Genomic DNA, 23,931 nt, shown 5'->3' with positions numbered 1-23,931 from the left:
TATGGAAACACTTCAATTTGAATTTGTGGCCACAGAGCCACCGATAAAAAAAGCGTTGGTAGGATGTGTAGGCTCGGGTGATTTAGAAATTTTGATGGAACCCGGCGAAACAGGAAAAGCTTCAATTCACGTAGTGACTTCGGTAGATGGCAGTGCAGCACGTTGGCACAATCTTTTTGAGCGGATTTTTACTGCGCAAATACCACCAGCGGTCAATATTGATATTCATGACTTTGGTGCAACTCCCGGTGTCGTTCGCTTACGTTTGGAACAAGCATTGGAGGAGATTGCTCATGACTGATATTCAAGGCTTGTTAAATAAACAAGATTTTATTGAACTTAGTGCAAGAGAACGTACGAAATCATTGTTAGATGCTGGTTCTTACAAAGAATTACTCGACCCATTTGCACGTGTCATGTCGCCTTGGCTCGTTAAGCAGAATATTGTGCCTCAAGCCGATGATGGTGTGGTGATTGCAAAAGGATCTATTCAAGAACGCCCAGTGGTTTTAATTTCAATTGAAGGTTTATTTCAAGGTGGAAGTTTAGGCGAGGTGGGTGGTGCCAAAATTGCAGGTGCCTTAGAACTTGCAGTTGAAGACAATCTGAAAGGGATTCCAACAGCGGCAATTTTATTGTTAGAGACGGGCGGCGTTCGCTTACAAGAAGCAAATTTAGGTTTGGCTGCAATTGCTGAAATTCAGGCTGCAATTGTGAACTTACGGCAGTATCAACCCGTGATTGCTGTGGTCGCAGGCAGTGTAGGGTGCTTTGGTGGCATGTCAATTGCGGCTGGTCTATGTAGCTATATTGTAATGACACAAGAAGGACGTTTAGGCTTAAATGGCCCGCAAGTGATTGAACAAGAAGCTGGTGTTCAAGAATATAATGCCAAAGATCGTCCATTTATATGGAGTATTACAGGTGGTAATCCGCGCTTCGCTAGTGGTTTGGCAGATGCTTATGTAGACGATGATCGTCAAAAAATTCGTCAGCAAGTTATCGATTATTTAATCCAAGGCGTGCCTCATCAGCATCGTAGTTCAAATTACTCATTCTATTTAGCGAAGCTACAACAAGTCGATACTGCTGAGCAAATTACTCCAGCACAGGTTGTGGCTTTGTATCAAGGAGAGCAAGCATGAATATCGCCGTTGATACATTAAAAGCATCTACACGTGGTGCACATTGGTTTAAAGCATTTACACAGGGCTTTAAGACAGTTGAAGGTTTTCCAGCTTCAGTTTGGGTGGCCGATGGTCAAATCGATCAGCAAGCGGTACGTGTGATTGCTGTTGTTCAAGACAGTAATAATCTGTTCCCTCGGGCAAGACAAGGTGAAGTTGGACTGCTGGAAGGCTGGAATTTAGCAAAAGCGGTTGATGACGTTATTCAAGCCGATGTTCATTCAGAAACTAAACGCGGCATTTTATGCTTGGTTGATGTCCCTAGTCAGGCCTACGGGCGCCGCGAAGAATTATTGGGTATTCATCAAGCTTTAGCGGGTGCAGTGGATAGTTATGCCAGAGCCAGATTGGCAGGCCATCCTGTTGTCAGTTTATTGGTTGGTAAGTCGATGTCGGGTGCTTTCTTGGCGCATGGATACCAAGCCAATCGTATTATTGCCTTAAAAGATTCAGGTGTTATGGTGCATGCGATGGGTAAGGAATCTGCTGCACGCGTTACCTTACGGTCAGTTGATGAGTTAGAGCAATTGGCATCAAGCATTCCTCCAATGGCTTATGACATTGAAAGTTATGCAACGCTGGGTTTGTTATCTGAACTGTTATCTGTTGAAAACCCTGAACAACCGACAACCGATGATCTACTGTTAGCGAAACAGGTGGTTGCTCAAGCATTTAAAGAAATTAATGCTGATCAATCTAGAGGATTGGAACAAAGGCTTCACGGCAAAAACCGTCAAATGTCTAAAAAGGTCCGTGAATTATTGCGCGAGCAATGGTCATGAAACTTGAGCTTGAAGCCCATGATTTACTGTGGGGCATGACGGTCGATTGCTTGGCCGATGATGCTCCACTTTGGGTGAAAGAGGTTTTGCAACGAGGTGATCCTGTTGTAGTTCGACGGGCAATTACTCCTGTAGATCAGGTGGCTGTGGGGGTAAGAGGACAATTTCGCTATCAACGATATGCTGCGCAAATGCCAAGAATTGCTGTTAGCAAACAGCTTAAACCCGAAGCGCTGACTCATGTAGATACGCAGCAGTTTGAGCACCTAGCAGAACGTTTACAGAGCATTTCCAGCATTATGAAAAACTTTTCAGGATGTTGGGGATATACAGGAAGTTTCGGATTTGAACTGGCAACGGGCATTAAAACAGTAACCGAGCAAAGTGACATAGATTTGTTGATTCGAGCTGAACAGCCTTTTAGCAAAATGCAGGCGATTGAGCTACTCGAAAATTTTCAGCAAGTAGGGCTGAATGTGGATATACAGCTTCAACTTCCACAAGGTGGTTTGGCGTTAAAAGAATGGGCTGGGAACAGTGAAAAAGTTCTATTGAAACGTTCTGATGATGCTGTTTTAGTAGAAAACCCATGGAATTAGGGAATAGATATCATGGCTTCAATTTGGGTATATCCGGGACAAGGTGTGCAACGAAGCAATATGCTGCACGATTTACCTCAAACTGCTCTGGTTAAAGAATACCTTGAGCGTGCATCGAATGCACTCAAAGAAGATGTCTTGATGTTGGATAGTCCGGTTGCATTGCAATCGACACGTGCAGTACAGCTTTGTTTACTGATTTCAGGTGTAGTGAGTTCTACACTATTAACTGCGCAAAACTTAACGCCTGATTATGTTGCGGGTCTATCGATTGGTGCATGGTCGGCTGCGGTTGTAGCAGGGGTTTTAGCCTTTGAGGATGCCGTTCGTTTGGTTGCCTATCGAGGTGAACTCATGCAAAACGCCTATCCAACAGGCTATGGTATGACTGCCCTGATTGGTACAGACCGTGCAGCTGTTGAAAGATGGGTCAAACAAATTTATGAAATAGCGCCAGAGGTGTTTGTCGCAAATATTAATGCACATAACCAGATCGTTATTTCAGGAAGCTTTGAAGCCATGAACCAAGTTGCTGTTTTGGCAAGGCAACAAGGCGTGGTGGCAAAAAAATTAGATGTATCGGTGCCATCGCACTGTGAATTATTAAGTCAGCAAGCAAAGCAACTTGCAGCGGCTATGGAGGGAGTGACTTTAAAGCAGCCTAAAATACGTTATTTAAGTGGTACAACGGCTCGTACGCTTAGCAAGCCAGAACAGATTGGTGATGACTTGGCTTTTAATATGAGTCGAACTGTAGATTGGGAAAGTACCATCCAAGCTGCATGGGAGCGAGGTGTGAGATTGCAGATCGAAGCTTTACCGGGAACGGTGCTTACTACACTTGCACGCCGAACATTTAAAGAAGGAACCGTGTTGTCATTTCAAGGGACACGCATAGACAGTATTCAGATGGCAATGCAAAAAGAACAGGAAAATTGTTTTTCTTTTTGAGTCAGATTTTACAAAAGCATAAATGATCCAAGGATATGAGGGATTGTCATGATTATATATGGAGTTGGTTTACTCGCACTTTGCACCTTGGTAGGTGTTATTGTTGGCGATCTGTTGGGCGTTTTATTGGGTGTAAAGTCCAATGTTGGTGGCGTGGGTATCGCCATGATTTTACTCATTTGCATACGGTTATGGATGGAAAAACGTGGTGTTATGACAGTTGAAACCGAAAAAGGCGTTTCATTCTGGGGCACTATGTATATCCCTGTTGTTGTTGCTATGGCAGCACAACAAAATGTGGTTACAGCATTATCTAGTGGACATATGGCACTCTTTGCGGCGGTAGTTTCGGTTGTCGTTTGTACATTTACGATTGCAGGTTTAAGTCGTTATAACAAAGCAAGCCCTTTACCTAAGGAAGAAGACACCACATTAAACCGCATTGGAGGCAAAGTTCATGGTTGAATTATTATTAAAAGACTTAACTCATTTAGGTTTAATTACAGCTTTCGCCTTAATTGCTTTAATTATGTGGCTGTCGACCAAGCTATCTAAATATTTAACCAAGGGACGAGTGCATGCTTCAGCAATTGCCATTGTGATTGGTTTAATCTTGGCATGGTTTGGCGGAAAAATGACAGGCGGTGAAAAGGGCATAACTGATCTTGCGCTCTTTACTGGTGTCGGACTCATGGGCGGTGCAATGCTTCGTGACTTTACTATTGTCGCAACTGCATTTGAGGTACAGGCGACTGAGGCGAAAAAAGCCGGATTTATTGGCGCATTCTCTTTATTTCTCGGAACCATTTTGCCATTTATTGTCGGTTGTATGTTTGCATGGATTTTTGGCTATCGTGATGCAGTAAGTATTACTACAATTGGCGCAGGTGCAGTGACTTATATTGTAGGGCCAGTTACGGGTGCTGCCATTGGTGCGAGTTCTGAGGTCATGGCGCTCTCAATTGCAACTGGGCTGGTGAAAGCAATTTGTGTAATGGTTTCAACACCGCTGACCGCAAAATTTATGGGATTAGACAATCCACGTTCTGCCATGATTTTTGGTGGCTTAGCAGGAACTGTAAGTGGTGTGTCAGCTGGTTTAGCAGCTACAGATCGCCGTTTAGTGCCTTACGGTGCGCTCACGGCAACGTTCCATACAGGTCTTGGCTGCTTAATGGGGCCGACTGTTTTGTTCTTTGCTGTTAAAGCTTTAGTTGGTTAATCAATATTTAATACTCAGCCAAAAAGACCGTTGCTACTAACAACGGTCTTTTTTATTTTTGAAATTAGAGGCAAACATTCGACATTCAGCAATCAGAGCAAGTAAGTTTGGATCGCGCTCTTTACTTTTTAAAAAGACGAGACCAATTTCTTGTTGCATGTGATATTGCTGTTTGAGCGGAATAAGTTTAACTGAACTTTCATAAACCGCAGAAATACGACCGGGTAGTAGAGCAAAGCCGACGCCAGAGCTGACCATACTAATTAGGGTAAAGATATCATTGACCTGTAAAGCAACTTTAGGTGAAAAACCAGCTTTTTTAAAAATGATGTCGCTGTCGTTATGAGTTGCAAAACCCTTAGTTAAAGTTAGAAAAGTTTCTTCCTTTAAAAGGCTTAAATCAATGTCTTTAAAATCGGCATATTTTGAATCTTTATTAACTGCCAGAAAGATATCGTCTGAAAACATCGGCAAAATTTCAAAGTCATCATCTTGAGTGGTTTCATTTAAAGCCACGATAATGGCATCAAGCTCGGTTGCCTTAAGTTTTTTCACCAAGTCCTGATTTGAGCTGAGTAAAAGTTGAATATCAAGCTCACTACGTCTGAGTTTAAGACCGCTAATCACATTTGGAATCGTATTAACAGTTAGAGAATAAAGAGAACCTAAATGTAAGACCTTGGCTGCAAAACCCGCAGCTTCTCTGGTTTTATTTACGGTAATAAAAATGTCTTGTACGATTTTTTGAGCCCGCTCTTCAAACACATAAGCACTTTTTAAAGGAATCAGGTTACGGCCTTCATTTTTAAAAAGAGGACAACGTAAAGCACTTTCTAAAGAGTGTAAGGCTTTATGAACACTGACATTGCTCAGCTCCATTTCTGTTGCTGTTTTAGACAAATTACCGCAGCGCATAAAAGCTAAAAAAATCTGTATTTTTTTTAGGGTAAGTTCTTCATCAATTTCCATATAAATACCTTGAACCTGTTTCCCTTAAAACTATCGATTTGAACTATCAAGTTACCACAAAATAAAGACCATAGAATTGTGCTTAGGTCGAAGGGTTGATTGATGAACCTGCTTTATCTTATTGCTGAATTGTTTTAATGATTTGATCTAATGCATCTTGAATTTTAGCGTTCCATTCAAAAGAGCAGTTGATTCTTAAATAATGCTGCTGCGAGGGTAAAACACTAAATAATTGGCTTGGGGCTACGCCAATATGCTGTTGGATCAACTCTTCATAAACTCGCATACTGTCTAGAGTGCTAGGGAGTTTAACCCAAAGAAAATAACCACTTGGGTAGTAGTACAATTCGCATGAAGCAGGAAGGTTTTGTTTTAAATAATGATAAAACTGTTTTTTATAACGTTCGAGTGAAAGTCGTAGAGTACGCAAGTGCTTTTCATAATGATGATGAGACAAAAACTCAACCAATGCATTTTGAATGAGTGCATTTACTGAAATGGTACTCATGAGCTGCAAGTGCTGAATATGGTCTGAAAATTTACCTGCATAGACCCAACCGACCCGAAAACCTGCACCTAATGTTTTAGAAAAAGACGAGCAGTGAAGCACTAGATTTTGCTGGTCAAAATACTTCATCGAAAGTGGTTTTTGGCCGCCATAAAAAAGCTCTTCATAGACATCATCTTCAATCAAATAAATTTGATGTTCGTGAAGCAACTTGGCAATTTTATATTTAATGTCATCACTGACTGTAAAACCAATCGGGTTATGTGCATTCAGCATGAGCCAACACACTTTAATTGGATATGTTTGAATAACCTGTTCAAAAGCCTCTAGGTCAAAACCATGTTGAGGATGTTCAGGAATGGTAATCACTTTTAACCCTAAACGTTCTGCTGCCTGCCAAGCGCCATAAAAGACATTTTGCTGTAATAAAATATAATCACCCGGCTGAGCAACTGCTTGCAAAGAAAGATTAAGTGCATCTAATCCGCCAGATGTAATGACAATGTCATCTGGGTCGGTCTGTATTCCTTGCATACAGTAGCGTTGAGCAATAAGTTTTCTTAACGCTAAATTACCCGGAGGTAAGCTTGTAGTTTGGTCATAACTGTTTTTTTGACGCGCAAGCTGCCCCATAATTTGAATTAACTTTGGCGCATATAAAAGCTGACTATCGGGAAAGGCTGAGCCAAAAGGTATGATAGATTCATGTTGAATCGATTTAAGATATTTAAAAACTAACGAGTTAATTTCAATTTTAGAGTTAAGTGAAACCACTGAATATTGCTCGAGTGGCTTTAGTGCAATTTGCTCGGCAACGAAATAACCTGATTTTTCTTTTGAATAGATAAGACCTTGCGATTCAAGTTCTTGATAGGCATTCATGACAGTCATTAAGCTAAAACCAGAGCGTTGTACCTGATCTCTTAATGAAGGTAATTTTTCATGCGCATTTAAAGTGCCACTTTCAATAAGTTGGCGAATACTATGGGCAAGTTGTTCAGATTTATACATGTATGGGCTGCCCAAAATGACAAAATAAAAGATGCACTTAATCAATAATAAATGCCGTTTGCAGAATCTACAAACGGCATTTGTTGAGAATAATAGATTTACTTTAAATAAGGGGCGGCATAAATCAATATGACTTTAAACAAACCCGCAATAACACCTAAAGCTAAAAAGCCAGCGAGCCATAGCAGAATAAACCATTGGGTTTGATTGAGTTTGACTGATAACTTTTTCATAAAACCCCCATACATTTAGTGATAGCCTTCATCACCTACACGAACTTTGTCTCTGAATACCCAGTAAGACACAATGGTGTAAGCAATAATGATCGGAATCAGAATAAGTGCGCCAACCAAAGCAAACATCTGGCTTGAGTGAGGGGCCGCTGCCTGCCAAATAGTCACTGATGGCGGAATAATATATGGCCATAAACTAATGACGAAGCCTGTAAATGCAAGGAAAACTAGAGCCAGTGTATATATAAATGGCTTGAGGTCATGTTGCTGCTTTTTACACGCTGATAAAATCAGGCCGACAAATAATAAGACCAAAATAGGCACAGGGCTAAAATAAAACAGGTTTGGTAAAGAGAACCAGCGATCTGCAATTTCAGGATGAGTTAACGGAGTATATAAACTCACGCCACCAAAAATAATGAGCAACGCAATAATTAGCTTTGGCATAAGCTCATACATACGTTGCTGCAAGCCTTTTTCAGTTTTTAAGATGAGCCATCCACATCCTAAAGTGGCATACATGGCAACTACGCCAATACCTGTGAAGATCGTAAATGGAGATAACCAGTCAAGTGATCCACCCGCATAAATACCATTTTCGGTTTTAATCCCTTGAATATAAGCACCTAAAATAATCCCTTGCAGGAAGCTGGTTAAAACTGAACCCCAAATAAAAGCCAAGTCCCAAAGATGTTTAGTGCGATGGGCTTTGAAACGGAATTCAAAAGCAACGCCACGGAAAATCAGGGCAATCACCATGAAAATGATCGGTAAATAGAGTGCTGATAAAACTGTTGAATAGACCAGTGGAAATGCAGCATATAGACCAGCACCACCGAGAACCATCCATGTTTCATTACCATCCCAGACAGGAGCTACGGTATTCATCATCACGTCACGTTCTTGGCTGTTCTTAATGAATGGGAACATAATCCCGATTCCTAAGTCGAAGCCGTCCATGACCACATAAATCATGACACCTAAACCGATAATACCGACCCATATTAAAGAAAGATCAATCATGACGGTTCTCCCCAGAGTTTTGTTTGCTGTCAATATTTTCATCGACTGCACTAAGTGGACGCATTGGTGTTTTAAAGTGTCCAACGCCGCCTGCTTCGGTATTTTGTGTGTCGATAAATTCAGGGCCTTTATTAATCAGTTTTAAGGTGTAGTAAATACCACTCCCAAAAACGATGGTATAGACCACCACAAAAATAAACAGGCTCAGTCCGACTTGTTCTGCAGAAACCGTATGTGAAAGTCCATCTTTAGTTCTCATAATACCGTACACCACCCACGGTTGACGGCCAACCTCAGTGGTTACCCAACCTGCAAGCATAGCGACATAACCAGATGGTCCCATCACCAAGGCAAATTTATGGAACCATGATGTTTCATAGAGTTTTCCGCGTTTACGTAGCCAAAGTGCAATTAAAGACAGGGTGACCATGAGTACACCAAGGCCTACCATCACACGGAAGCTCCAGAAAACAATCGTTGAATTGGGACGGTCTTCAGGTGCGAAATCTTTTAAACCTGTCACTTGGCCATCTAAGCTATGCGTTAAAATTAAGCTACCCAAATAAGGAACACCCACTTCGAAGTGGTTACGTTCTTCTTTCATATCTGGAATTGCGAATAACAATAAAGGCATAGGCTCATTGTGATTGGTTTCCCAGTGTCCTTCCATTGCTGCAAGTTTGGCAGGTTGATGTTCACGGGTGTTTAAACCGTGATTATCGCCAATCACCACTTGTAAACATGAAGTCACCAGCACCATCCAAAGACCCATCGAGAACGATTTTTTCACCAATTCATCGCGACGGCCTTTTACTAAATGCCATGCAGATGTTCCAACGACCAATAATGATGAAACCAAGAAGGCTGCTGCACCCATGTGGGCAAAGCGGTAAGGAAAGGATGGGTTAAAGACAATTGCAAACCAGTCTTTTGGCACAATAATGCCATTTTCGATGGCGAAGCCTTGAGGTGTCTGCATCCAGCTATTGGAAGATAAAATCCAGAACATGGAAATACATGTTCCGATCGCAACCATAAGTGTCGCAAAGAAATGGGCTCGAGGACCAACACGTCCCCAGCCAAATAACATAATGCCTAAGAAACCTGCTTCTAAGAAGAAGGCACTCAAGACTTCATAGGTCAGTAAAGGACCAGTAATACTTCCTGCAACACGTGAAAATTCACTCCAGTTAGTACCGAACTGGTAACTCATGACCACACCCGAGACCACACCCATACCAAAGGCAACGGCAAAGATCTTAATCCAGTATTTAAATAGATCTTTATAAATCGGGTTCTGGGTTCTTAACCACTTCCACTCTAACACTGCTAAAAAACAGGCAAGACCGATAGAGGTGGCCGGAAAAATAATATGGAAGGATACTGTAAAAGCAAATTGTATTCGCGCTAATTCTAGAGCGGTTAGACCGAGGCTCATAAACTTTCCCCCTGTGAACTAGCTGATGATGGTTAAATGAGTTAAATACTTATTTTCAGGCAACAAAGTATTTTGACGATTAAACTTACTTCTGTGATAAATGTTCTTAGCAAGTAAAATGCCAACAGGGTGAAGTAATATAATTGCTTGATATTTCAAGAGAATAGACTGATTGATTGTTCTCAATCTGTTAACAAAGTTTATGCATGATGTTGCATTTGTAAAAATGCATGTTGCATTGAAACATTGATGAAATATCTGACGATGCACCATAGATCGTTTCATGAAAACTACCTACCTTAAGAAGCTTTCTTAATCATGCACTCGCTAATTTTGTATATCTAGATACAGAAATTTTTTATAAAACTATAACAGTCTGGAGCAATTGTGAGGTGTGCTATAGTTTTTTTTCAATTATCTGTAGCTATATATCCATTCACCTAAAGTCCAAAATAAATGAACAAGATTTACGAATGGCCAAAATCATCGTTATAAGCAACATCAATGCGACTTTGGTTTTTATATAAGCGCAGGATAAATTACTTCTTTTTTATTCCCTTGTTGTTTTGTGTGAGGTCTGGTTGTTGCGTAGGTTATTAAAGACCTGATTTAAGTGTAGCTCTTCTAAAATAGCTTGGATGTTAAAAAATGTTTACTACTTCTCAACTCAATGTCCTGCATAAAATTATTAAAAATCAGCCTATTCCAGCTTCTATAATGGCTCAACTAGAGCAGACCTATGTTAATTTTGAAGCAACTTTATTAAGAGCAAAGGTTCTCAGAGACTTTTCTAAATCTGAAACTGTATATTTAATTCAATCTCATATTCACTTAAAGCAAAGCAGTGTGGCTTATTTATTTTCACCTTTTATATTTGCCAATTTAAATAAAGCAGCCATTTACACAACACCTGCGACAGCACCTGTACTTTCTATTCTTAACAAATATTATCAAGCTGAAAAAAAGGTACTTTTCAAGATCGATGATGTTCTAGAAAGCTTAAAAGTATATATAGATTTAGAACTTGGAGAGCTTAGTGAAGTTGAGTTTATTTATTTAAGTTTAATTAAAGCACTGTGTAGAAGTGATCTCTCTACGGTTTTTCTAATCACTGATTTAGATATTGATTTAGAACATCTGAAAGAGCTTGAGCAGTTCTTAAAAGTCAAAATTTATTGGATTAACCCCAAAAAAAGCGATGATTTAAAAGATATAAATGAATTGGAAATGCGTAAATTATTATTCAAAAATAAAGATGACACTTACGTGAAATTATGTGCGCAATTTGCCAAGATGAATGCAGAGTTGGTAGGTTTATGCGATACCTTTACCGCTAGTCAAATGACGCATTTAATTGATGATATGTTCTATTCAGAGCATATTTTCGAAAAATTATCTGTCTATTCAGAATATATGCAAACCTTATTGCAAAGTCAGCATAGTCCTAACAAGAAAGCGATAGCTTAGCGCTGTAAGCTTTTACTTTGCGTTATATAAAGAATGAATACAGTTATAAAAAAATAATCGTTTTCATGTGAAATAAATATTTTATGGTAAAAGCAAAGCAATATTGGTTTTACATAAATGACAAATTTAAATTTTGAGCATCATCTCGGTTCACTAACGCATGCGGCACTTAGTCAGGCTTCAATCATTTCTCGGGTGTGGGGTGAAGGACCTTCTGAACGTTATGATGATTTGGCAAAAAACTTCAGACCGACTTTTGCGCGTATTAAAGAAGGGGCTTTAATCCGTGAGCAGCAGCATATTTTGCCTTATGAACAACTTCAGTGGCTCAAAGATATTGGTTTTACACGATTACGACTTCCTAAAGCTCATGGGGGCTTTGATGCAACCATTCCTGAATTATTTGCATTATTAATTGAACTTGCAGAGGCCGATTCAAACTTGCCGCAATCTTTGCGTGTGCATTTTGGTTTCACTGAAGATGTATTGGTAAGTAAAGATAAAGCGTTTCAACAGCGTTGGTTCAGCCGAATTGCAAATGGTGAAACGGTGGGTAGTGCATGGTCTGAAGGTGGAAAGGAGTCAATTGATCAGTTCGAAACACATTTGTATCGAGACGATAACGGCAAAATTCGTGTTAAAGGCCAAAAATATTACACCACAGGGAGTCTATATGCAGACTGGGTCGAAATTGGTGTAACTGACTTAAAGGGTGAGTCTGGTTCGGTCGTTGTTCGCCGTGAAGATGAAGGCGTTGAAATTGTCGATGACTGGAACGGCTTTGGTCAGCAACTCACTGCAAGCGGTACAGCATATTTCCATGACGTATTGGTCGATGAAACTGAAGTTTTACCTGATGATGACCGCTTTAAATATTCAGCGGCTTACTATCAACTGGTCCAACTGGCAATCATTACAGGTCTAGGACGTGCTGCAACCTATGATGTTTCTCAAGCTGTTGCTAAACGTACCCGAAACTACACGCATGCAAATGCCCAATTTGTAAAACAGGATCCACAAATTTTACAAGTCGTGGGACAAGTTCGTGGCGCGGCTTACAGTGCAGGGGCGATTGTTGAAAAAGTTGCACAAAGCTTGCAGCGTGCTTACTTGGCTGCATTTCAAAATAATGAGCAGCTTGAAGAGGAGCAAAATGCGCTTGCCGAGCTTGAAAGTGCACAGTCTCAAACCGTTATTACCGATTTAATTTTAAATGCATCTACAATTTTATTTGATGCTTTAGGCGCTTCAGCAACAGATAAAGATTTAGGTCTAGATCGATACTGGCGTAATGTACGAACTTTATCTTCACATAACCCGAGAGTATTTAAAAATCGAATTATCGGTGATTTTAGTGTGAACGGTACATTACCACCGTATCAATGGCGAATAGGGAATGTTGCTAAGCAATAAGTTATAATTTTAGATATTAAGCTGCTATTTTTAGCGGCTTAATATTATTTAATTTTTAAAATAAATTATAAAAATCTATTAGAATAAAATCATATTTTGTTTGGGGTTTATATTATAAAGAAAACCTAAAAATTGATTTAGTATAAAAATAAATAAAATGCTGGTTGATATTTTTATGACTAAGAAAATTAGTTTTAATGCTTTTGAAATGAATTGTATTGCTCACCAATCTCCAGGATTATGGCGACATCCCCAAGACCGATCTGTTGAATATAAAGATTTAGAATATTGGACAGATTTAGCACAAATTCTTGAGCGTGGTTTTTTTGACGGTATTTTTATTGCAGATGTACTTGGTATTTATGACGTTTATCATCAAAGTGCTGAACATGCTTTAACAGGTGCAGTACAAGTTCCAGTCAATGATCCGCTACAGATTGTGCCAGCGATGGCCGCAGTCACAAAGCACTTGGGTTTTGGTGTCACGACCTCTATTTCCTTTGAGCATCCTTATCCTTTTGCTAGACGTATTAGTACGCTAGATCATTTAACCAAGGGGCGAGTTGGATGGAATATCGTGACTTCTTATTTGGAAAGTGGCTCGAAAAACTTGGGCCTAAAAACTCAGGTCAACCATGACAATCGTTATGATATTGCTGATGAATATTTAGAAGTTCTTTACAAGCTTTGGGAAGGTTCTTGGGAAGAAGGTTCGGTACTTCGTGACCGTGAAAGCGGTATCTTTGCTGACCATAATAAAGTGCATCCAATTCAGCACGAAGGTAAATACTTTACTGTGCCGGGTATCCATATTTGTGAGCCATCACCGCAGCGAACGCCAGTACTTTATCAAGCAGGTGCATCCTCACGTGGGCAGAAGTTTGCTAGTCAAAATGCTGAGTGTGTATTTATTGCAGCGCCGTCTAAAATTGCCACTAAAAAAGTGGTACAGGGCATTCGTCAAAAATTGGCTCAAGAAGGCCGAGACCCGTACTCAGTTAAAATTTATGCACTTTTGTCGATTGTAACCGATGAAACCGATACAAAAGCGCAGGCTAAGTTTAAAGAATATCAAAGCTATGGAAGCTACGATGGCGCTTTAACATTGCTATCTGGCTGGTCAGGTGTTGATTTTTCACAATATCAACCGACCGACAAAGTTGAATATATTCAAACCAATGCGATTCAATCTTTATTAGATTCTTATGTAAATGCAGACCCAGAACGTGTTTGGACCATTGAAGAAATTGCAAACTGGAACAGCTTAGGCGGTAATGGACCTGTGTTAGTGGGTTCGGCAGAAACCGTTTCGGATGCTTTACAGCAATGGGTTGAAGATACCGATGTCGATGGCTTTAACTTGGCTTATATTTTGGCGCATCAAACCTTTGCCGATGTGGTTGAGTTTATTGTGCCAGAGTTGCAAAAACGAGGGGTATATCAAACCTCATATGCACAAGGAACATTAAGAGAAAAATTATTTGGTGCTGGTCCATATTTGCCTGAAAATCACCGCGGTGCAAAATATCGTAATCTAAAGGAATTAAAACTTGCTGAGGCGAGTTAATATTTTGGAAAACCTTTAAATAAATAGCTGGTTAAATGCCAGCTTTTATTTTGTCTTTTATATCGGTTTTACTGCTGAGTTAATAATGAAAAGATAATTCTATAATTGAGATTAAAAAATCAGATTAATTTGTTTTTGTATTATGTGAATAATCATTATTTTGTTTCTGTTATTAAAATTCAGGAATTATTAAGTGAGCACACAAGAACTCGATCATAACCATCGTTATGAAATTAAATCTCCCGATGATGTTTCACAATTAATTTCCAAATTTGCAGGGAAGGGTAAATCGAATAAAGTTATTTGGTTGGCATTGATTGGGGTATTTATTGATGCCTATGATTTAACAACGCTGTCCTTTGGTATTGAGCAAGTTATCTCAGAGTTTTCTTTAAGCCCTGTGATGACTGGTGTGGTGGCTTCAGCAATTGTCTGCGGAACCATTGTTGGTAACCTGATTGGTGGTTGGCTGACAGATAAAATTGGCCGTTATCGGGTTTTTATGGCAGACATGGTGCTCTTTGTCATTGCTGCAATTGTCGCAGGCTTTGCACCTAATGTCTGGGTTTTGATTTTAGCCAGATTTATTATGGGGATTAGTGTTGGTATTGATCTGCCTGTGGCAATGTCATACTTATCTGAGTTTTCCAAATTTAACGGTAGTAGCAACAAGGCAGCGCGTTTAGCCGCATGGTGCCCAATGTGGTATGCCGCTTCTTCGGTGTGTTTTGGTCTGGTTTTGGCGCTTTATTTTCTTTTACCTCCTGAGCATAGCAACTGGTTATGGCGAGCATCTTTAATTTTTGGAGCAGTGCCAGCGTTACTCATCATTTTTATTCGTGGTAAATATTTAACTGAATCACCAATCTGGCTTGCAAACCAAGGCGATTTAAAAGGGGCTGCTAAAGTTCTACAAGAGTCCTATGCTATTAATGCAGTTGCTACAGTTGAAAAAGTAGAAAGAACCGCTGAAAAGAAAAAGCGCGAGGGTTTTGCAGTTTTATTTAATAAAACCTATTTGCCAAGAACGATTGTGGCAATTGTGATTCATATTTCGGTGGCATTTCAGTACACGACCATTGCCTTCTTTTTACCTTCTATTTTAACGCGTTTCTTCCATACCGATGTCTTGACGACCATTACTACAACACTCGGGCTTAATTTATTGTTTGCATTTACGGGCGGGCTGTTAGGTGTATTTGTTGCCAGCAGATTTAAATCTCGTCATGTGTTGCTTACAGGCTTTTTACTCCAGTTTATAGCCCTCATTGCTTTGGCATTAATTGGTGAACCCGGTAATAGCTTTCTACTCTACACCGCAATTGGAATGCTAGGTTTATGGCTTTTTGCCGAAGGCTTTGGGCCTGGGGCACAAATGATGGTTTATCCAACTATGGCTTATCCGGCTTCAATTCGTGGCGTTGGGGTCGGCTTTAACCGTGCAGTAACGGGTGTTGCTCAAGCAATTGCTTTGTTTGTTTTACCGATCTGGATGGCGGGATATAAAACCGATGTTTACCTGATTATTTCTATCTTTGCGTTTATTCCTTTAATTGTGATTGGACTACTGATTAAGTTTGAGCCTACCGCCCAAGATGTCGATGTTATAGATGAAGATAAAACAGAACTTCCTCTCAATAATTCACCAGTAATCGACTAGAGTAAAAGTAGATATCTAGATAAAAAGAAAGGCCAACATTTGTTGGCCTTTCTTTTTAGAGTTAGAAGTAATAAGCAAAAATCACAAACGCTTTTTTATTCCATTTATCATTGCTTCCGCCAGCCGCAAGGCCTTCACTGTCTCCTAGATATGGATCGTGTTTACCCATCAGCAACTCGGCTTGTACCGTCAATTTTTGATAGTTAAAGGCAATGCCGGGAATAAAACGGGTTGAATCTTTAAAGCCATCTTGCTCTTTTCGATAAGAACTATAGTTTAGGTAGGGGCGAACAGAGGTAATTGGGCCAAACTGCTGAGGAAATAAATAGCTGAGTTCGGCTGAGTAAATCTGACCTTTGGTTGCCGAGTTAAATGAATAATCGAAACCACCCAAAGTCAGGTGATCTTTATATTGGGTGTCCGCATTATCAATGTCTTGATAACCAGCCAAAAGCTGTAAATTCCATTGATTGTAATTGGTATTGCTAAAAACTGAATAGACTTGGCGATTGCCATCTTGCCCTGAACGTTTATTTTCAATGGTGGAGTACCATGCAGAGGCACCCAATTGGGTAGAGAAATTTTCTTGGCCTAAGACATTTTTAAAGGTATGAGCACCGCGAACAACAATCGAGTTCTTTTCTTTAGTATTGGTGCCTTGTGGTACAGAGTCATCCGCATTGACAGGGTTGATACTAAATCGGCTCGAATCTTTGCTTTTACCTCTGTAGGTGCCACCATCGGTAGGATAAAAGGCGAGTTGTGCTTCATTGATGCCATCATTGAAATCATATTTCACCCCAAGGTTGTGCACATCTTCCCAACCTGCACTATTGGCAATGCCTAAATAATAAGTATTTCCCCAAAAGCGACCCAAGCCAAAAGGAACTGGGTTTAAGCCAGCAATAATTTTACTGTTGTCATTAATTTTATAACCTAACCATGCATCGGTAAGCCAATTGGCATCGCCTAAACGCCCGTAATACTCATAAACCCGATAATCTAGACGGCCAATCCATTTCGGGGAGTTGTAATCTAACCATAATACCGCGTCATTAAAGGAAAATTTACTGGTAGTGGGATTAGAGTCAAAATCATAAACATATTTAGCCCGAACAGTACCACTTACTTTAAGTTGACCTTCTTCAGCATTACCAAAAGTAAGGGCTGCATGACTTGAAAGGCTGAATGTAATCAAAGACGTTGTAATTAATGTTTTTTTCAAAAATTGAGAATGTTTAAACAAAAGAATTTTTCTCCTCTTAAAAATAAAAATTAAATTTGCGTCATGTATAAACCAGAAAAAGATTTGTCCAAATCTCAATATTTGCAGAAGATTTAAGATAAAAAGATAATAAAATCTGAACTTTATATAAAAAAATGAAAATTAATTAGATGCAAAACTCTGGATGCGATAAGCAAAAATAAAAATGATGAAATGAGTAGGGTAAAATAATTAGAGGATGTATGTCAGGTTTTTCTCACCATGTGTTTTTTGAATATCCTTTTTAATTATTGATATATAAGTATTTTAATTTTATGGCTAATCTGTAAGTTTGGTTGAAATTTTCTTTTTACCAAAAGATAAAAACTTATATGAAAAAGTTATTTATCAAAAATAGATAAGCAACTCATATTTTTTTATTTTTCATTATAAAGCCAGCTGCATACCATGATCTTATATTATTGAAAGATCATGAAATTATGAGCACAAAGACCAAACCGTTGATTATCACGGCAATTGTGGTAGTCGCAATTGTTGCATTTATCGTATGGCAAAATAAAAAAGATAATAATACAAGTGCTTCAGTTCGCGACAGCAAACCTGTCGTGATTGCCTACCAAACAGGTGTTGACCCAAGCAAAGTTGCGCAGGCCAATGGGGAATATGAAAAACATAGTCAACGGACCATTCAATGGAAAAAATTTGATGCGGGTTCAGATGTTGTAAACGCACTTGCTTCAGGCGATGTTGTACTTGGCAATATTGGTTCAAGTCCACTTGCTGCTGCGGCAAGCCGTGATTTACCGATTGAAGTCTTCTTAATTACATCAAAACTTGGTGGATCTGAAGCATTAGTGGTAAGTAATAAATCAGGCATTAAAACTCCCCAAGATTTAATTGGCAAAACCATTGCTGTACCGTTTGTTTCAACCACGCATTACAGCCTTTTGTCTGCACTTAAACATTGGAACATTCCAGAAGACAAAGTAAAAATTATTAACTTGCGTCCACCTGAAATTTCAGCTGCTTGGGAACGTGGAGATATTGATGCTGCCTATGTTTGGGAACCTGCTTTAAGTAAAGCCAAAGCATCTGGTACGGTTTTAACTGACTCAAAACAAGTGGGTGAATGGGGCGCTCCAACTTATGACCTATGGGTTGTGCGTAAAGATTTTGCAGAGAAAAATCCTGATTTCTTAAAAGCTTTTGTTAAAACTACGCTTGAGCAGCTTGAAAAATATAATCAAGATCCAGCCGCTTACGTTAAAGATGCCGATAACGTGCAAAAAATTGCGCAGCTCACAGGTTCTGATCCAAAAGATATTCCGCTTTTATTAAGTGGAAACATTTACCTTGACCATGCTCAGCAAAAACAAACGTTAGATGGTGAATTTGCGCAAAATATTTTTGATACGGCGAAGTTCTTAAAAGGTCAGGGTAAGGTCGATCAACTTAAAGCCGATTATAAAGGCAATGTGAATTCTTCATTTTTGCAGCCTTAAGGAGTTGTCATGAGTGTACTAGAAGCCAAACATATTCATCTGACTTTTCCTAAACAGCAAAAGCCAGTTTTACAAGACATTAACCTAACGATTGAAGAAGGTTCTTTAACCGTGATTTTAGGTGAGTCGGGTTGTGGCAAAACAACTTTGCTTAATATCTTGGCAGGATTTCAAAAGCCGAGTTCAGGTGATGTGCTTGTAAATCATGAAGTCGTAACTGGACCAGATGTAACTCGTGCTGTCGTATTTCAAGATCACGCCTTACTTCCTTGGTTGAATGTTGCAGATAATGTTGGCTTCGCTTTGCAGTTAAAAGGTTTAAAGCGCGCGGATATCGAAGCACAAGTGAACGCAATTTTAAAAATTGTAGGTTTAAGTCACGTTGAAAAAGCCAATATTTGGGAACTTTCCGGTGGTATGAAACAACGTGTTGGTATTGCTAGAGCTTTGATCAGTCACGCGCCGTTTATTTTATTAGATGAACCTTTTGCCGCATTAGATGCTTTTACGCGTGAAAACATGCAGCAGTTAGTGCTCGATTTATGGATTCAACAAAATAAAAGTTTCTTTTTAATTACTCATGACATTGAAGAAGCATTATTGCTCAGCAATCAGTTGGTACTGATGATAGCACATCCGGGCAAAATTGTAGAAACTCTACATCTCGATTTTGCTAAACGATATCGTCAGGGCGAGTCTATTCGCTCAATTAAATCGGACCCTCAATTTATTCAGCTCAGAGAACAGCTGTTTGAAAGTTTAAGGGCACAAAAACAAAGCGGTAAGGAGGCGTTAACCACATGAGTACTAAAGATAACGTCTATGAATATGACAAAGCAGGGCTAAAACTTAAGCCAGATGTGCAAACAGAAAATGCTTCATTTCTATCGTCATTTTTTGAGAAGCATCGCACTTTGGTAGTTAGCATAATTAGTGTGGGAAGTGTGGTTGCACTCTGGTTCCTTATTACTGCTTTGCATGTCGTACCCGAACTGTTTTTACCGAGTCCACAGGCAGTCTGGCAAAAATTTATATCGGTCAGCCAAGAAGGCTTTATGAAGGCTACTTTATGGCAACATTTGGCCGCCAGTATCTCGCGTGTGTTTTTAGCCTTGATTGCTGCCGTGGTGATTGGTGTACCAATGGGTTTATGGATGGGCCTGAACAAATGGGTTCGTGCAGTTCTAGATCCTTTGGTTGAATTATTACGTCCAATTCCACCGTTAGCTTATTTGCCATTACTGGTGATTTGGTTCGGTATTGGTGAAACCACAAAAGTACTTTTGATTTTCTTCTCGATTTTGGCGCCTGTCATTATTAGTAGTGCACATGGTGTGTTAAGCCATCAGCTTAATCGTGAACGTGCTGCACTGTCGCTAGGGGCAAGTCAGACACAAGTATTTTGGCATGTCATTTTACCAACAGCTTTACCTCATATTATTACCGGTATTCGTATTGGTCTTGGGGTGGGCTGGTCAACATTAGTTGCAGCCGAGTTAGTTGCAGCAGATCGTGGTATTGGTTTTATGGTGCAATCGGCAGCACAGTTCTTAATTACCGATACGGTGATTCTGGGCATTATTGTGATTGCGATTGTCGCAGTTAGTTTTGAGCTGTTTTTACGTTGGTTACAAAAACAGTTTTCTCCTTGGTATGGTCAGCAGTTGTAGTAAAGAAGATGAATACAGTAGTAGCAAACTTAAATATTGAAGTGATCAAGCCTACCATTGGCGCAATTATTCACGATATTGATTTGAATGCGTTAAATGAACAGACAACGCAACAAATCCAGCAGGCTTTGCTTGATCATCAGGTCATTTTTTTTCGAAAGCAACAATTAGCACCGCAAGCACAAGCAGACTTGGCCCGTAGTTTTGGCAGCTTACATGTGCACCCGATTTATCCTTCAATTGAAGATGTGCCTGAAGTGATGGTGCTCGATAGTTGGAAACAAGATTTACGTGATAATGAACTTTGGCACACAGATGTGACTTTTAGTAAAAATCCACCTTTAGGTTGTGTGTTGCAAGCCATTAAAATTCCACCTGTAGGCGGTGACACCTTGTGGTCGAGTAATACAGCAGCTTTTAAAGGGCTTTCGCTCGAGCTACAGCAAAAATTACGTGGTTTAACTGCAACACATGATATTCGTAAGTCTTTTCCACTTGAACGTTTTGCTCATAACGAAGAAGAACGTGAAAAGCTTTTGCAAACATTTAAACGTAACCCACCAGTGGTTCACCCAGTGGTGCGTACCCACCCGGTTACAGGTCAGCCTTTGTTGTTTGTAAGCGAGGGTTTTACCACTCGAATTAATGAGTTACCTGAACAAGAAAGTGAGCGATTACTTAATTTCTTGTTTGAACATGCGACCCAAGAGCAATTTCATTTGCGTTGGAAGTGGCAAGATGGTGATATCGCGATTTGGGATAACCGTTGTACGCAACATAAAGCATTATTTGATTATGGCGATGCTCATCGCATCATGCACCGTGCAACTATTAACGGCGATGTGCCATTTTATAAAAGCGAACAACAGCCAGAGTTAGCCGAAGTTTAATTCTTTGGTTTTCAGCCGTTTCAATTCCAACGCAGCATTTTGAGTTGGAATTGAAACAATAATTCTTTAGCGCATCCCAAATCCTGACAATATGCCCGTGTAGCTCTTTGCAGGAGGTGAGGCCCAATCACCAATTTTGCTGGTTTTTAAATTTAACTGAACTAACATTTCAGCTTGTTTAACTGCTGTTGCAACGCCGTCAATAACAATCACTCCCAACTCGTTTTGTAGTTTTAGGCATAAATCACTCATACCTGCACAGCCCAAAACAATCGCATCGCTTTTATCTTCCGCTAGTGCTTTTTTGCATTCATCTCTTACAATTCGATAAGCATCAGATTTAGGAAGTTCTAACTCTTCAACTGCAATGTCACAAGCTCGAACATTTTTGCAAAATGGTGTAACCCCATAACGATGAGCCAGATGCCAGCTCATATTCACTGTGCGTTGTAAGGTTGTGACCACACTAAAACCAGTACTTACATAACTTGCAGTTCGCATAGCTGCTTCGGCAATCCCAATCACAGGGGCTGAAGTCATTTCACGGGCAGCATAAAGCGCAGGGTCACCAAAACAGGCAATAACATAAGCATTTACACCTAGAAGTTCACCTTGGCGAATTTCTTCCAGCACGCCTACAGCACTTAGGGCCTCATCATAATAACTTTCAATCGTAGCAGGGCCCATTTGAGGACTCACTGCAATAATTTGAGTACTAGAACCTGCGACTATCTTTGCTGATGCAGCAAGTTTGTCTGTCATGCTTTGGGTGGTATTAGGATTAATAATTTTAATTTTCATTGTACTTTTACCTTAGTCATTGCCGATTTAGCATGGGCAAGCGGTTGGTTAAGAAATCGGTAAATGACAAAAGCGAATCCCATCCCAATAAACCATGTGAAATTAGCAAGTGCAGATAATTGTGGTAAAAGCACACATAGAATAGGAATTAATGAAGCTGGAATTAAGGCATAAAAGGCAGAGTGGTTATAACCATTTTTGTACCAATACAAACCTTTGCTATCTAAGGTATATAAATCATCTACTTCGATTTTTTGTTTTTTAACGAGGTAAAAATCGGCTAGCAATACGCCAAAAAGTGGGCCAATAAATGCACCTAAAATATCAATGGTGTAATGGATCACTTGAGGATTATTAAATAAATTCCATGGGGTAATGAAAATCGAACTAACTGCTGCAATCATTCCACCCATGCGCCAGCTAATTTTGCTCGGTGAAACGTTGGAAAAATCAAAGGCAGGTGAAACAAAGTTAGCGACAATATTAATCCCGATGGTGGCAATCATTAAGGTCAAGCTGCCTAAAATAACCACAAAGGTATTATCAAGTTTTCCAACCATCTCAACAGGGTCTGTAATGAGCTTGCCGTAGACTGGAAGCGTTGCCGCAATACACACCACAGTAAGTAAAGAAAAGCCTAAGAAATTAATCGGTAGTCCAAGAAAGTTCCCCATTTTAATGGCATTAAAGCTTTTGCCATAACGAGAGAAGTCACCAAAGTTCAGCATCGGGCCTGAAAAATATGAAACAACAAGCGCAATAGCACCAATCATGACTGGTACAACCGCAAAACCGTCGTATTGAACACCGCTCAAGTTTAAATCAATATTTTGCCAGCCAGCTTTCCAGATGAGCCATACTGCCATCGCAAACATTACAACGTAGACAGCTGGACCTGCCCAGTCAATGAATTTACGAATGCTGTCCATACCAGACCAAAAAACAATCGCTTGCAGTAGCCAAAGCAGCATAAAGCCAACCCATCCTAAATAGGAAAGTCCAAGAAAGCCATAAGTTGAAACATCGGCATAGACCGACCATTCTGGAAAGAACTTTAAAATGACTAATAAGAAAGCACTTGAGGCCAAATAGGTTTGAATGCCATACCACGCGACAGCAATAAGACCACGAATAACGGCAGGAATATTTGCACCAAGCACACCGAAGGTTGCGCGGCAAATAACAGGATAGGGCGTGCCAGTTTGTTGACTAGACTTAGCAATGAGGTTTGTAAAAAACTGAACTATGGCAATGCCGATGAGTAAAGATAAAAGTACCTGCCAGCTATTGAGTCCTAGTGCAAAAAGGCTCCCAGCCATGACATAACCGCCGACACTATGAACATCAGACATCCAGAAAGCAAAAATATTATAAGCGCCCCAAGTTTGCTTTTTTAAAGGAGCCAAGTCTTGATTTGTCAGTTTTGCATCATAAGAAGGTTTAATTATTGCTTCGGTATTATTCATCTTGAACACTCATTTCCTTAAGATGGAGGCACTTTCAGCAGCATTGTTTTCTGTCTAAAAGAATGAAATTTAAATTGTGTACAATGTGATATTTAAATTGTGCACAATTTTAATTGAGCAAAACTTATGCCAAATTGAAGAAGTAGCGCTTATGAGCTATTTAAACTGGTATGAATTTTGGATATGAAGAGACAGATTTATAAAATGATAAGTGCTTAATTTTTTATAAAAAGTAAGTAAATTTAGGTGTGTAAGTGGATATTTAGAGGTCTAATATTGACTTATTCGGCTCAGTATATTTGCTGTGGGAATGAGAGCAATATTCCAAAACGCTTAAGTTAAACTTA

Annotated in this window: 23 protein-coding genes; 15 read left to right on the top strand and 8 right to left on the bottom strand. The window is 39.7% G+C overall.

Going from position 1 to position 23,931, the window contains the following annotated elements; translation table 11 throughout:
• The first annotated feature begins 1 nt into the window (after position 1).
• Genes MMY79_RS11555 through madM form a run of 7 tightly spaced genes read left to right on the top strand, consistent with a single transcriptional unit; the run spans position 2 to position 4,741 of the window.
• Positions 2-301: a malonate decarboxylase subunit delta gene (locus MMY79_RS11555; RefSeq protein ID WP_252608587.1), complete on the top strand. Its 300-nt coding sequence runs from the start codon at positions 2-4 to the stop codon at positions 299-301.
• Complete coding sequence (locus MMY79_RS11550; RefSeq protein ID WP_252608585.1) at positions 294-1,145, top strand: biotin-independent malonate decarboxylase subunit beta; 852 nt, start codon at positions 294-296, stop codon at positions 1,143-1,145. Before MMY79_RS11555 ends, MMY79_RS11550 begins: the two co-directional genes overlap by 8 nt.
• Positions 1,142-1,969 (top strand): biotin-independent malonate decarboxylase subunit gamma, encoded by an 828-nt coding sequence (gene mdcE, locus MMY79_RS11545; protein ID WP_252608583.1) that lies wholly within the window; start codon positions 1,142-1,144, stop codon positions 1,967-1,969. The genes MMY79_RS11550 and mdcE overlap by 4 nt, the downstream gene beginning before the upstream one ends.
• Positions 1,960-2,568 carry a malonate decarboxylase holo-ACP synthase gene (locus tag MMY79_RS11540; RefSeq protein ID WP_252608581.1) on the top strand — a complete coding sequence of 203 codons (609 nt, stop codon included), beginning with the start codon at positions 1,960-1,962 and terminating at the stop codon, positions 2,566-2,568. Before mdcE ends, MMY79_RS11540 begins: the two co-directional genes overlap by 10 nt.
• A gap of 12 nt (positions 2,569-2,580) precedes the next feature.
• Positions 2,581-3,519, top strand: a complete 939-nt coding sequence (gene mdcH / locus MMY79_RS11535) for a malonate decarboxylase subunit epsilon (RefSeq protein ID WP_252608579.1) — start codon at positions 2,581-2,583, stop codon at positions 3,517-3,519.
• A 48-nt stretch (positions 3,520-3,567) separates the two neighbouring features.
• Entirely contained in the window at positions 3,568-3,984 is a 417-nt protein-coding gene (gene madL / locus MMY79_RS11530; protein WP_252608578.1) for a malonate transporter subunit MadL, read from the top strand.
• The gene (gene madM, locus MMY79_RS11525) at positions 3,977-4,741 is read left to right on the top strand and encodes a malonate transporter subunit MadM (protein WP_005132241.1); all 765 of its coding nucleotides are present in this window, start codon (positions 3,977-3,979) and stop codon (positions 4,739-4,741) included. Before madL ends, madM begins: the two co-directional genes overlap by 8 nt.
• A 36-nt stretch (positions 4,742-4,777) precedes the next feature.
• Here the strand turns inward: madM and MMY79_RS11520 are convergent, their stop codons facing one another.
• From MMY79_RS11520 to MMY79_RS11500, 5 genes are all read right to left on the bottom strand, one after another.
• Positions 4,778-5,710, bottom strand: a complete 933-nt coding sequence (locus MMY79_RS11520; protein WP_107973290.1) for a LysR family transcriptional regulator — start codon at positions 5,708-5,710, stop codon at positions 4,778-4,780.
• A 118-nt stretch (positions 5,711-5,828) separates the two neighbouring features.
• Positions 5,829-7,229, bottom strand: a complete 1,401-nt coding sequence (locus MMY79_RS11515) for a PLP-dependent aminotransferase family protein (protein WP_252608576.1) — start codon at positions 7,227-7,229, stop codon at positions 5,829-5,831.
• A gap of 98 nt (positions 7,230-7,327) precedes the next feature.
• On the bottom strand, positions 7,328-7,462 hold the full coding sequence (locus tag MMY79_RS11510) for a hypothetical protein (RefSeq protein WP_080645724.1): 135 nt from the start codon (positions 7,460-7,462) through the stop codon (positions 7,328-7,330).
• Between the two features lie 15 nt (positions 7,463-7,477).
• Entirely contained in the window at positions 7,478-8,485 is a 1,008-nt protein-coding gene (cydB, locus tag MMY79_RS11505) for a cytochrome d ubiquinol oxidase subunit II (protein WP_252059736.1), read from the bottom strand.
• A complete protein-coding gene (locus MMY79_RS11500; protein ID WP_252608575.1) occupies positions 8,478-9,923 on the bottom strand; it encodes a cytochrome ubiquinol oxidase subunit I in 1,446 nt (481 codons plus the stop codon). The genes cydB and MMY79_RS11500 overlap by 8 nt, the downstream gene beginning before the upstream one ends.
• A gap of 648 nt (positions 9,924-10,571) precedes the next feature.
• Here MMY79_RS11500 and MMY79_RS11495 point away from each other — a divergent pair.
• The 4 genes from MMY79_RS11495 to MMY79_RS11480 all read left to right on the top strand — a co-directional run bounded on the left by MMY79_RS11495 (position 10,572) and on the right by MMY79_RS11480 (position 16,030).
• Positions 10,572-11,390 (top strand): hypothetical protein, encoded by an 819-nt coding sequence (locus MMY79_RS11495; RefSeq protein ID WP_252608574.1) that lies wholly within the window; start codon positions 10,572-10,574, stop codon positions 11,388-11,390.
• Between the two features lie 117 nt (positions 11,391-11,507).
• Positions 11,508-12,803, top strand: a complete 1,296-nt coding sequence (locus MMY79_RS11490; RefSeq protein WP_252608572.1) for an acyl-CoA dehydrogenase family protein — start codon at positions 11,508-11,510, stop codon at positions 12,801-12,803.
• 175 nt (positions 12,804-12,978) lie between these two features.
• Positions 12,979-14,370, top strand: coding sequence for an LLM class flavin-dependent oxidoreductase (locus MMY79_RS11485; RefSeq protein WP_252608570.1), 1,392 nt, complete (start codon positions 12,979-12,981; stop codon positions 14,368-14,370).
• Between the two features lie 193 nt (positions 14,371-14,563).
• Complete coding sequence (locus tag MMY79_RS11480) at positions 14,564-16,030, top strand: MFS transporter (RefSeq protein WP_057085541.1); 1,467 nt, start codon at positions 14,564-14,566, stop codon at positions 16,028-16,030.
• A gap of 61 nt (positions 16,031-16,091) precedes the next feature.
• Here the strand turns inward: MMY79_RS11480 and MMY79_RS11475 are convergent, their stop codons facing one another.
• Entirely contained in the window at positions 16,092-17,276 is a 1,185-nt protein-coding gene (locus MMY79_RS11475; protein ID WP_252608569.1) for a hypothetical protein, read from the bottom strand.
• A gap of 440 nt (positions 17,277-17,716) precedes the next feature.
• Between MMY79_RS11475 and tauA the strand changes: the two genes are divergently transcribed.
• From tauA to tauD, 4 genes are read left to right on the top strand one after another with little or no spacing between them, the layout of a single operon-like run.
• Positions 17,717-18,757 carry a taurine ABC transporter substrate-binding protein gene (tauA, locus tag MMY79_RS11470; RefSeq protein WP_252608568.1) on the top strand — a complete coding sequence of 347 codons (1,041 nt, stop codon included), beginning with the start codon at positions 17,717-17,719 and terminating at the stop codon, positions 18,755-18,757.
• 9 nt (positions 18,758-18,766) lie between these two features.
• On the top strand, positions 18,767-19,561 hold the full coding sequence (locus tag MMY79_RS11465; RefSeq protein WP_252608566.1) for an ATP-binding cassette domain-containing protein: 795 nt from the start codon (positions 18,767-18,769) through the stop codon (positions 19,559-19,561).
• Positions 19,558-20,427, top strand: a complete 870-nt coding sequence (gene tauC, locus MMY79_RS11460) for a taurine ABC transporter permease TauC (protein WP_252608564.1) — start codon at positions 19,558-19,560, stop codon at positions 20,425-20,427. Before MMY79_RS11465 ends, tauC begins: the two co-directional genes overlap by 4 nt.
• 8 nt (positions 20,428-20,435) lie before the next feature.
• Positions 20,436-21,317 (top strand): taurine dioxygenase, encoded by an 882-nt coding sequence (gene tauD / locus MMY79_RS11455; protein ID WP_252608561.1) that lies wholly within the window; start codon positions 20,436-20,438, stop codon positions 21,315-21,317.
• Between the two features lie 66 nt (positions 21,318-21,383).
• On the opposite strand, the gene MMY79_RS11450 is transcribed toward tauD, so the two are convergent.
• The gene (locus MMY79_RS11450; protein WP_252608558.1) at positions 21,384-22,118 is read right to left on the bottom strand and encodes an aspartate/glutamate racemase family protein; all 735 of its coding nucleotides are present in this window, start codon (positions 22,116-22,118) and stop codon (positions 21,384-21,386) included.
• Positions 22,115-23,584, bottom strand: coding sequence for an NCS1 family nucleobase:cation symporter-1 (locus MMY79_RS11445; protein WP_252608556.1), 1,470 nt, complete (start codon positions 23,582-23,584; stop codon positions 22,115-22,117). The genes MMY79_RS11450 and MMY79_RS11445 overlap by 4 nt, the downstream gene beginning before the upstream one ends.
• Positions 23,585-23,931: the final 347 nt, after the last annotated feature.

The organism is Acinetobacter sp. XS-4 (assembly GCF_023920705.1).
Taxonomy (GTDB): Bacteria; Pseudomonadota; Gammaproteobacteria; order Pseudomonadales; family Moraxellaceae; genus Acinetobacter.
The sequence above is the reverse complement of the archived record's forward strand: the minus strand, read 5'-3'. Positions and strand labels throughout refer to the sequence as shown.

Excerpts from the sequence above, each read along its gene's own strand:
- MMY79_RS11555 (WP_252608587.1), top strand. The coding sequence starts at position 2 with ATGGAAACACTTCAATTTGAATTTGTGGCCACAGAGCCACCGATAAAA.
- MMY79_RS11550 (WP_252608585.1), top strand. The coding sequence starts at position 294 with ATGACTGATATTCAAGGCTTGTTAAATAAACAAGATTTTATTGAACTT.
- mdcE (WP_252608583.1), top strand. The coding sequence starts at position 1,142 with ATGAATATCGCCGTTGATACATTAAAAGCATCTACACGTGGTGCACAT.
- MMY79_RS11540 (WP_252608581.1), top strand. The coding sequence starts at position 1,960 with ATGGTCATGAAACTTGAGCTTGAAGCCCATGATTTACTGTGGGGCATG.
- mdcH (WP_252608579.1), top strand. The coding sequence starts at position 2,581 with ATGGCTTCAATTTGGGTATATCCGGGACAAGGTGTGCAACGAAGCAAT.
- madL (WP_252608578.1), top strand. The coding sequence starts at position 3,568 with ATGATTATATATGGAGTTGGTTTACTCGCACTTTGCACCTTGGTAGGT.
- madM (WP_005132241.1), top strand. The coding sequence starts at position 3,977 with ATGGTTGAATTATTATTAAAAGACTTAACTCATTTAGGTTTAATTACA.
- MMY79_RS11520 (WP_107973290.1), bottom strand. The coding sequence starts at position 5,710 with ATGGAAATTGATGAAGAACTTACCCTAAAAAAAATACAGATTTTTTTA.
- MMY79_RS11515 (WP_252608576.1), bottom strand. The coding sequence starts at position 7,229 with ATGTATAAATCTGAACAACTTGCCCATAGTATTCGCCAACTTATTGAA.
- MMY79_RS11510 (WP_080645724.1), bottom strand. The coding sequence starts at position 7,462 with ATGAAAAAGTTATCAGTCAAACTCAATCAAACCCAATGGTTTATTCTG.
- cydB (WP_252059736.1), bottom strand. The coding sequence starts at position 8,485 with ATGATTGATCTTTCTTTAATATGGGTCGGTATTATCGGTTTAGGTGTC.
- MMY79_RS11500 (WP_252608575.1), bottom strand. The coding sequence starts at position 9,923 with ATGAGCCTCGGTCTAACCGCTCTAGAATTAGCGCGAATACAATTTGCT.
- MMY79_RS11495 (WP_252608574.1), top strand. The coding sequence starts at position 10,572 with ATGTTTACTACTTCTCAACTCAATGTCCTGCATAAAATTATTAAAAAT.
- MMY79_RS11490 (WP_252608572.1), top strand. The coding sequence starts at position 11,508 with ATGACAAATTTAAATTTTGAGCATCATCTCGGTTCACTAACGCATGCG.
- MMY79_RS11485 (WP_252608570.1), top strand. The coding sequence starts at position 12,979 with ATGACTAAGAAAATTAGTTTTAATGCTTTTGAAATGAATTGTATTGCT.
- MMY79_RS11465 (WP_252608566.1), top strand. The coding sequence starts at position 18,767 with ATGAGTGTACTAGAAGCCAAACATATTCATCTGACTTTTCCTAAACAG.
- tauC (WP_252608564.1), top strand. The coding sequence starts at position 19,558 with ATGAGTACTAAAGATAACGTCTATGAATATGACAAAGCAGGGCTAAAA.
- tauD (WP_252608561.1), top strand. The coding sequence starts at position 20,436 with ATGAATACAGTAGTAGCAAACTTAAATATTGAAGTGATCAAGCCTACC.
- MMY79_RS11450 (WP_252608558.1), bottom strand. The coding sequence starts at position 22,118 with ATGAAAATTAAAATTATTAATCCTAATACCACCCAAAGCATGACAGAC.
- MMY79_RS11445 (WP_252608556.1), bottom strand. The coding sequence starts at position 23,584 with ATGAATAATACCGAAGCAATAATTAAACCTTCTTATGATGCAAAACTG.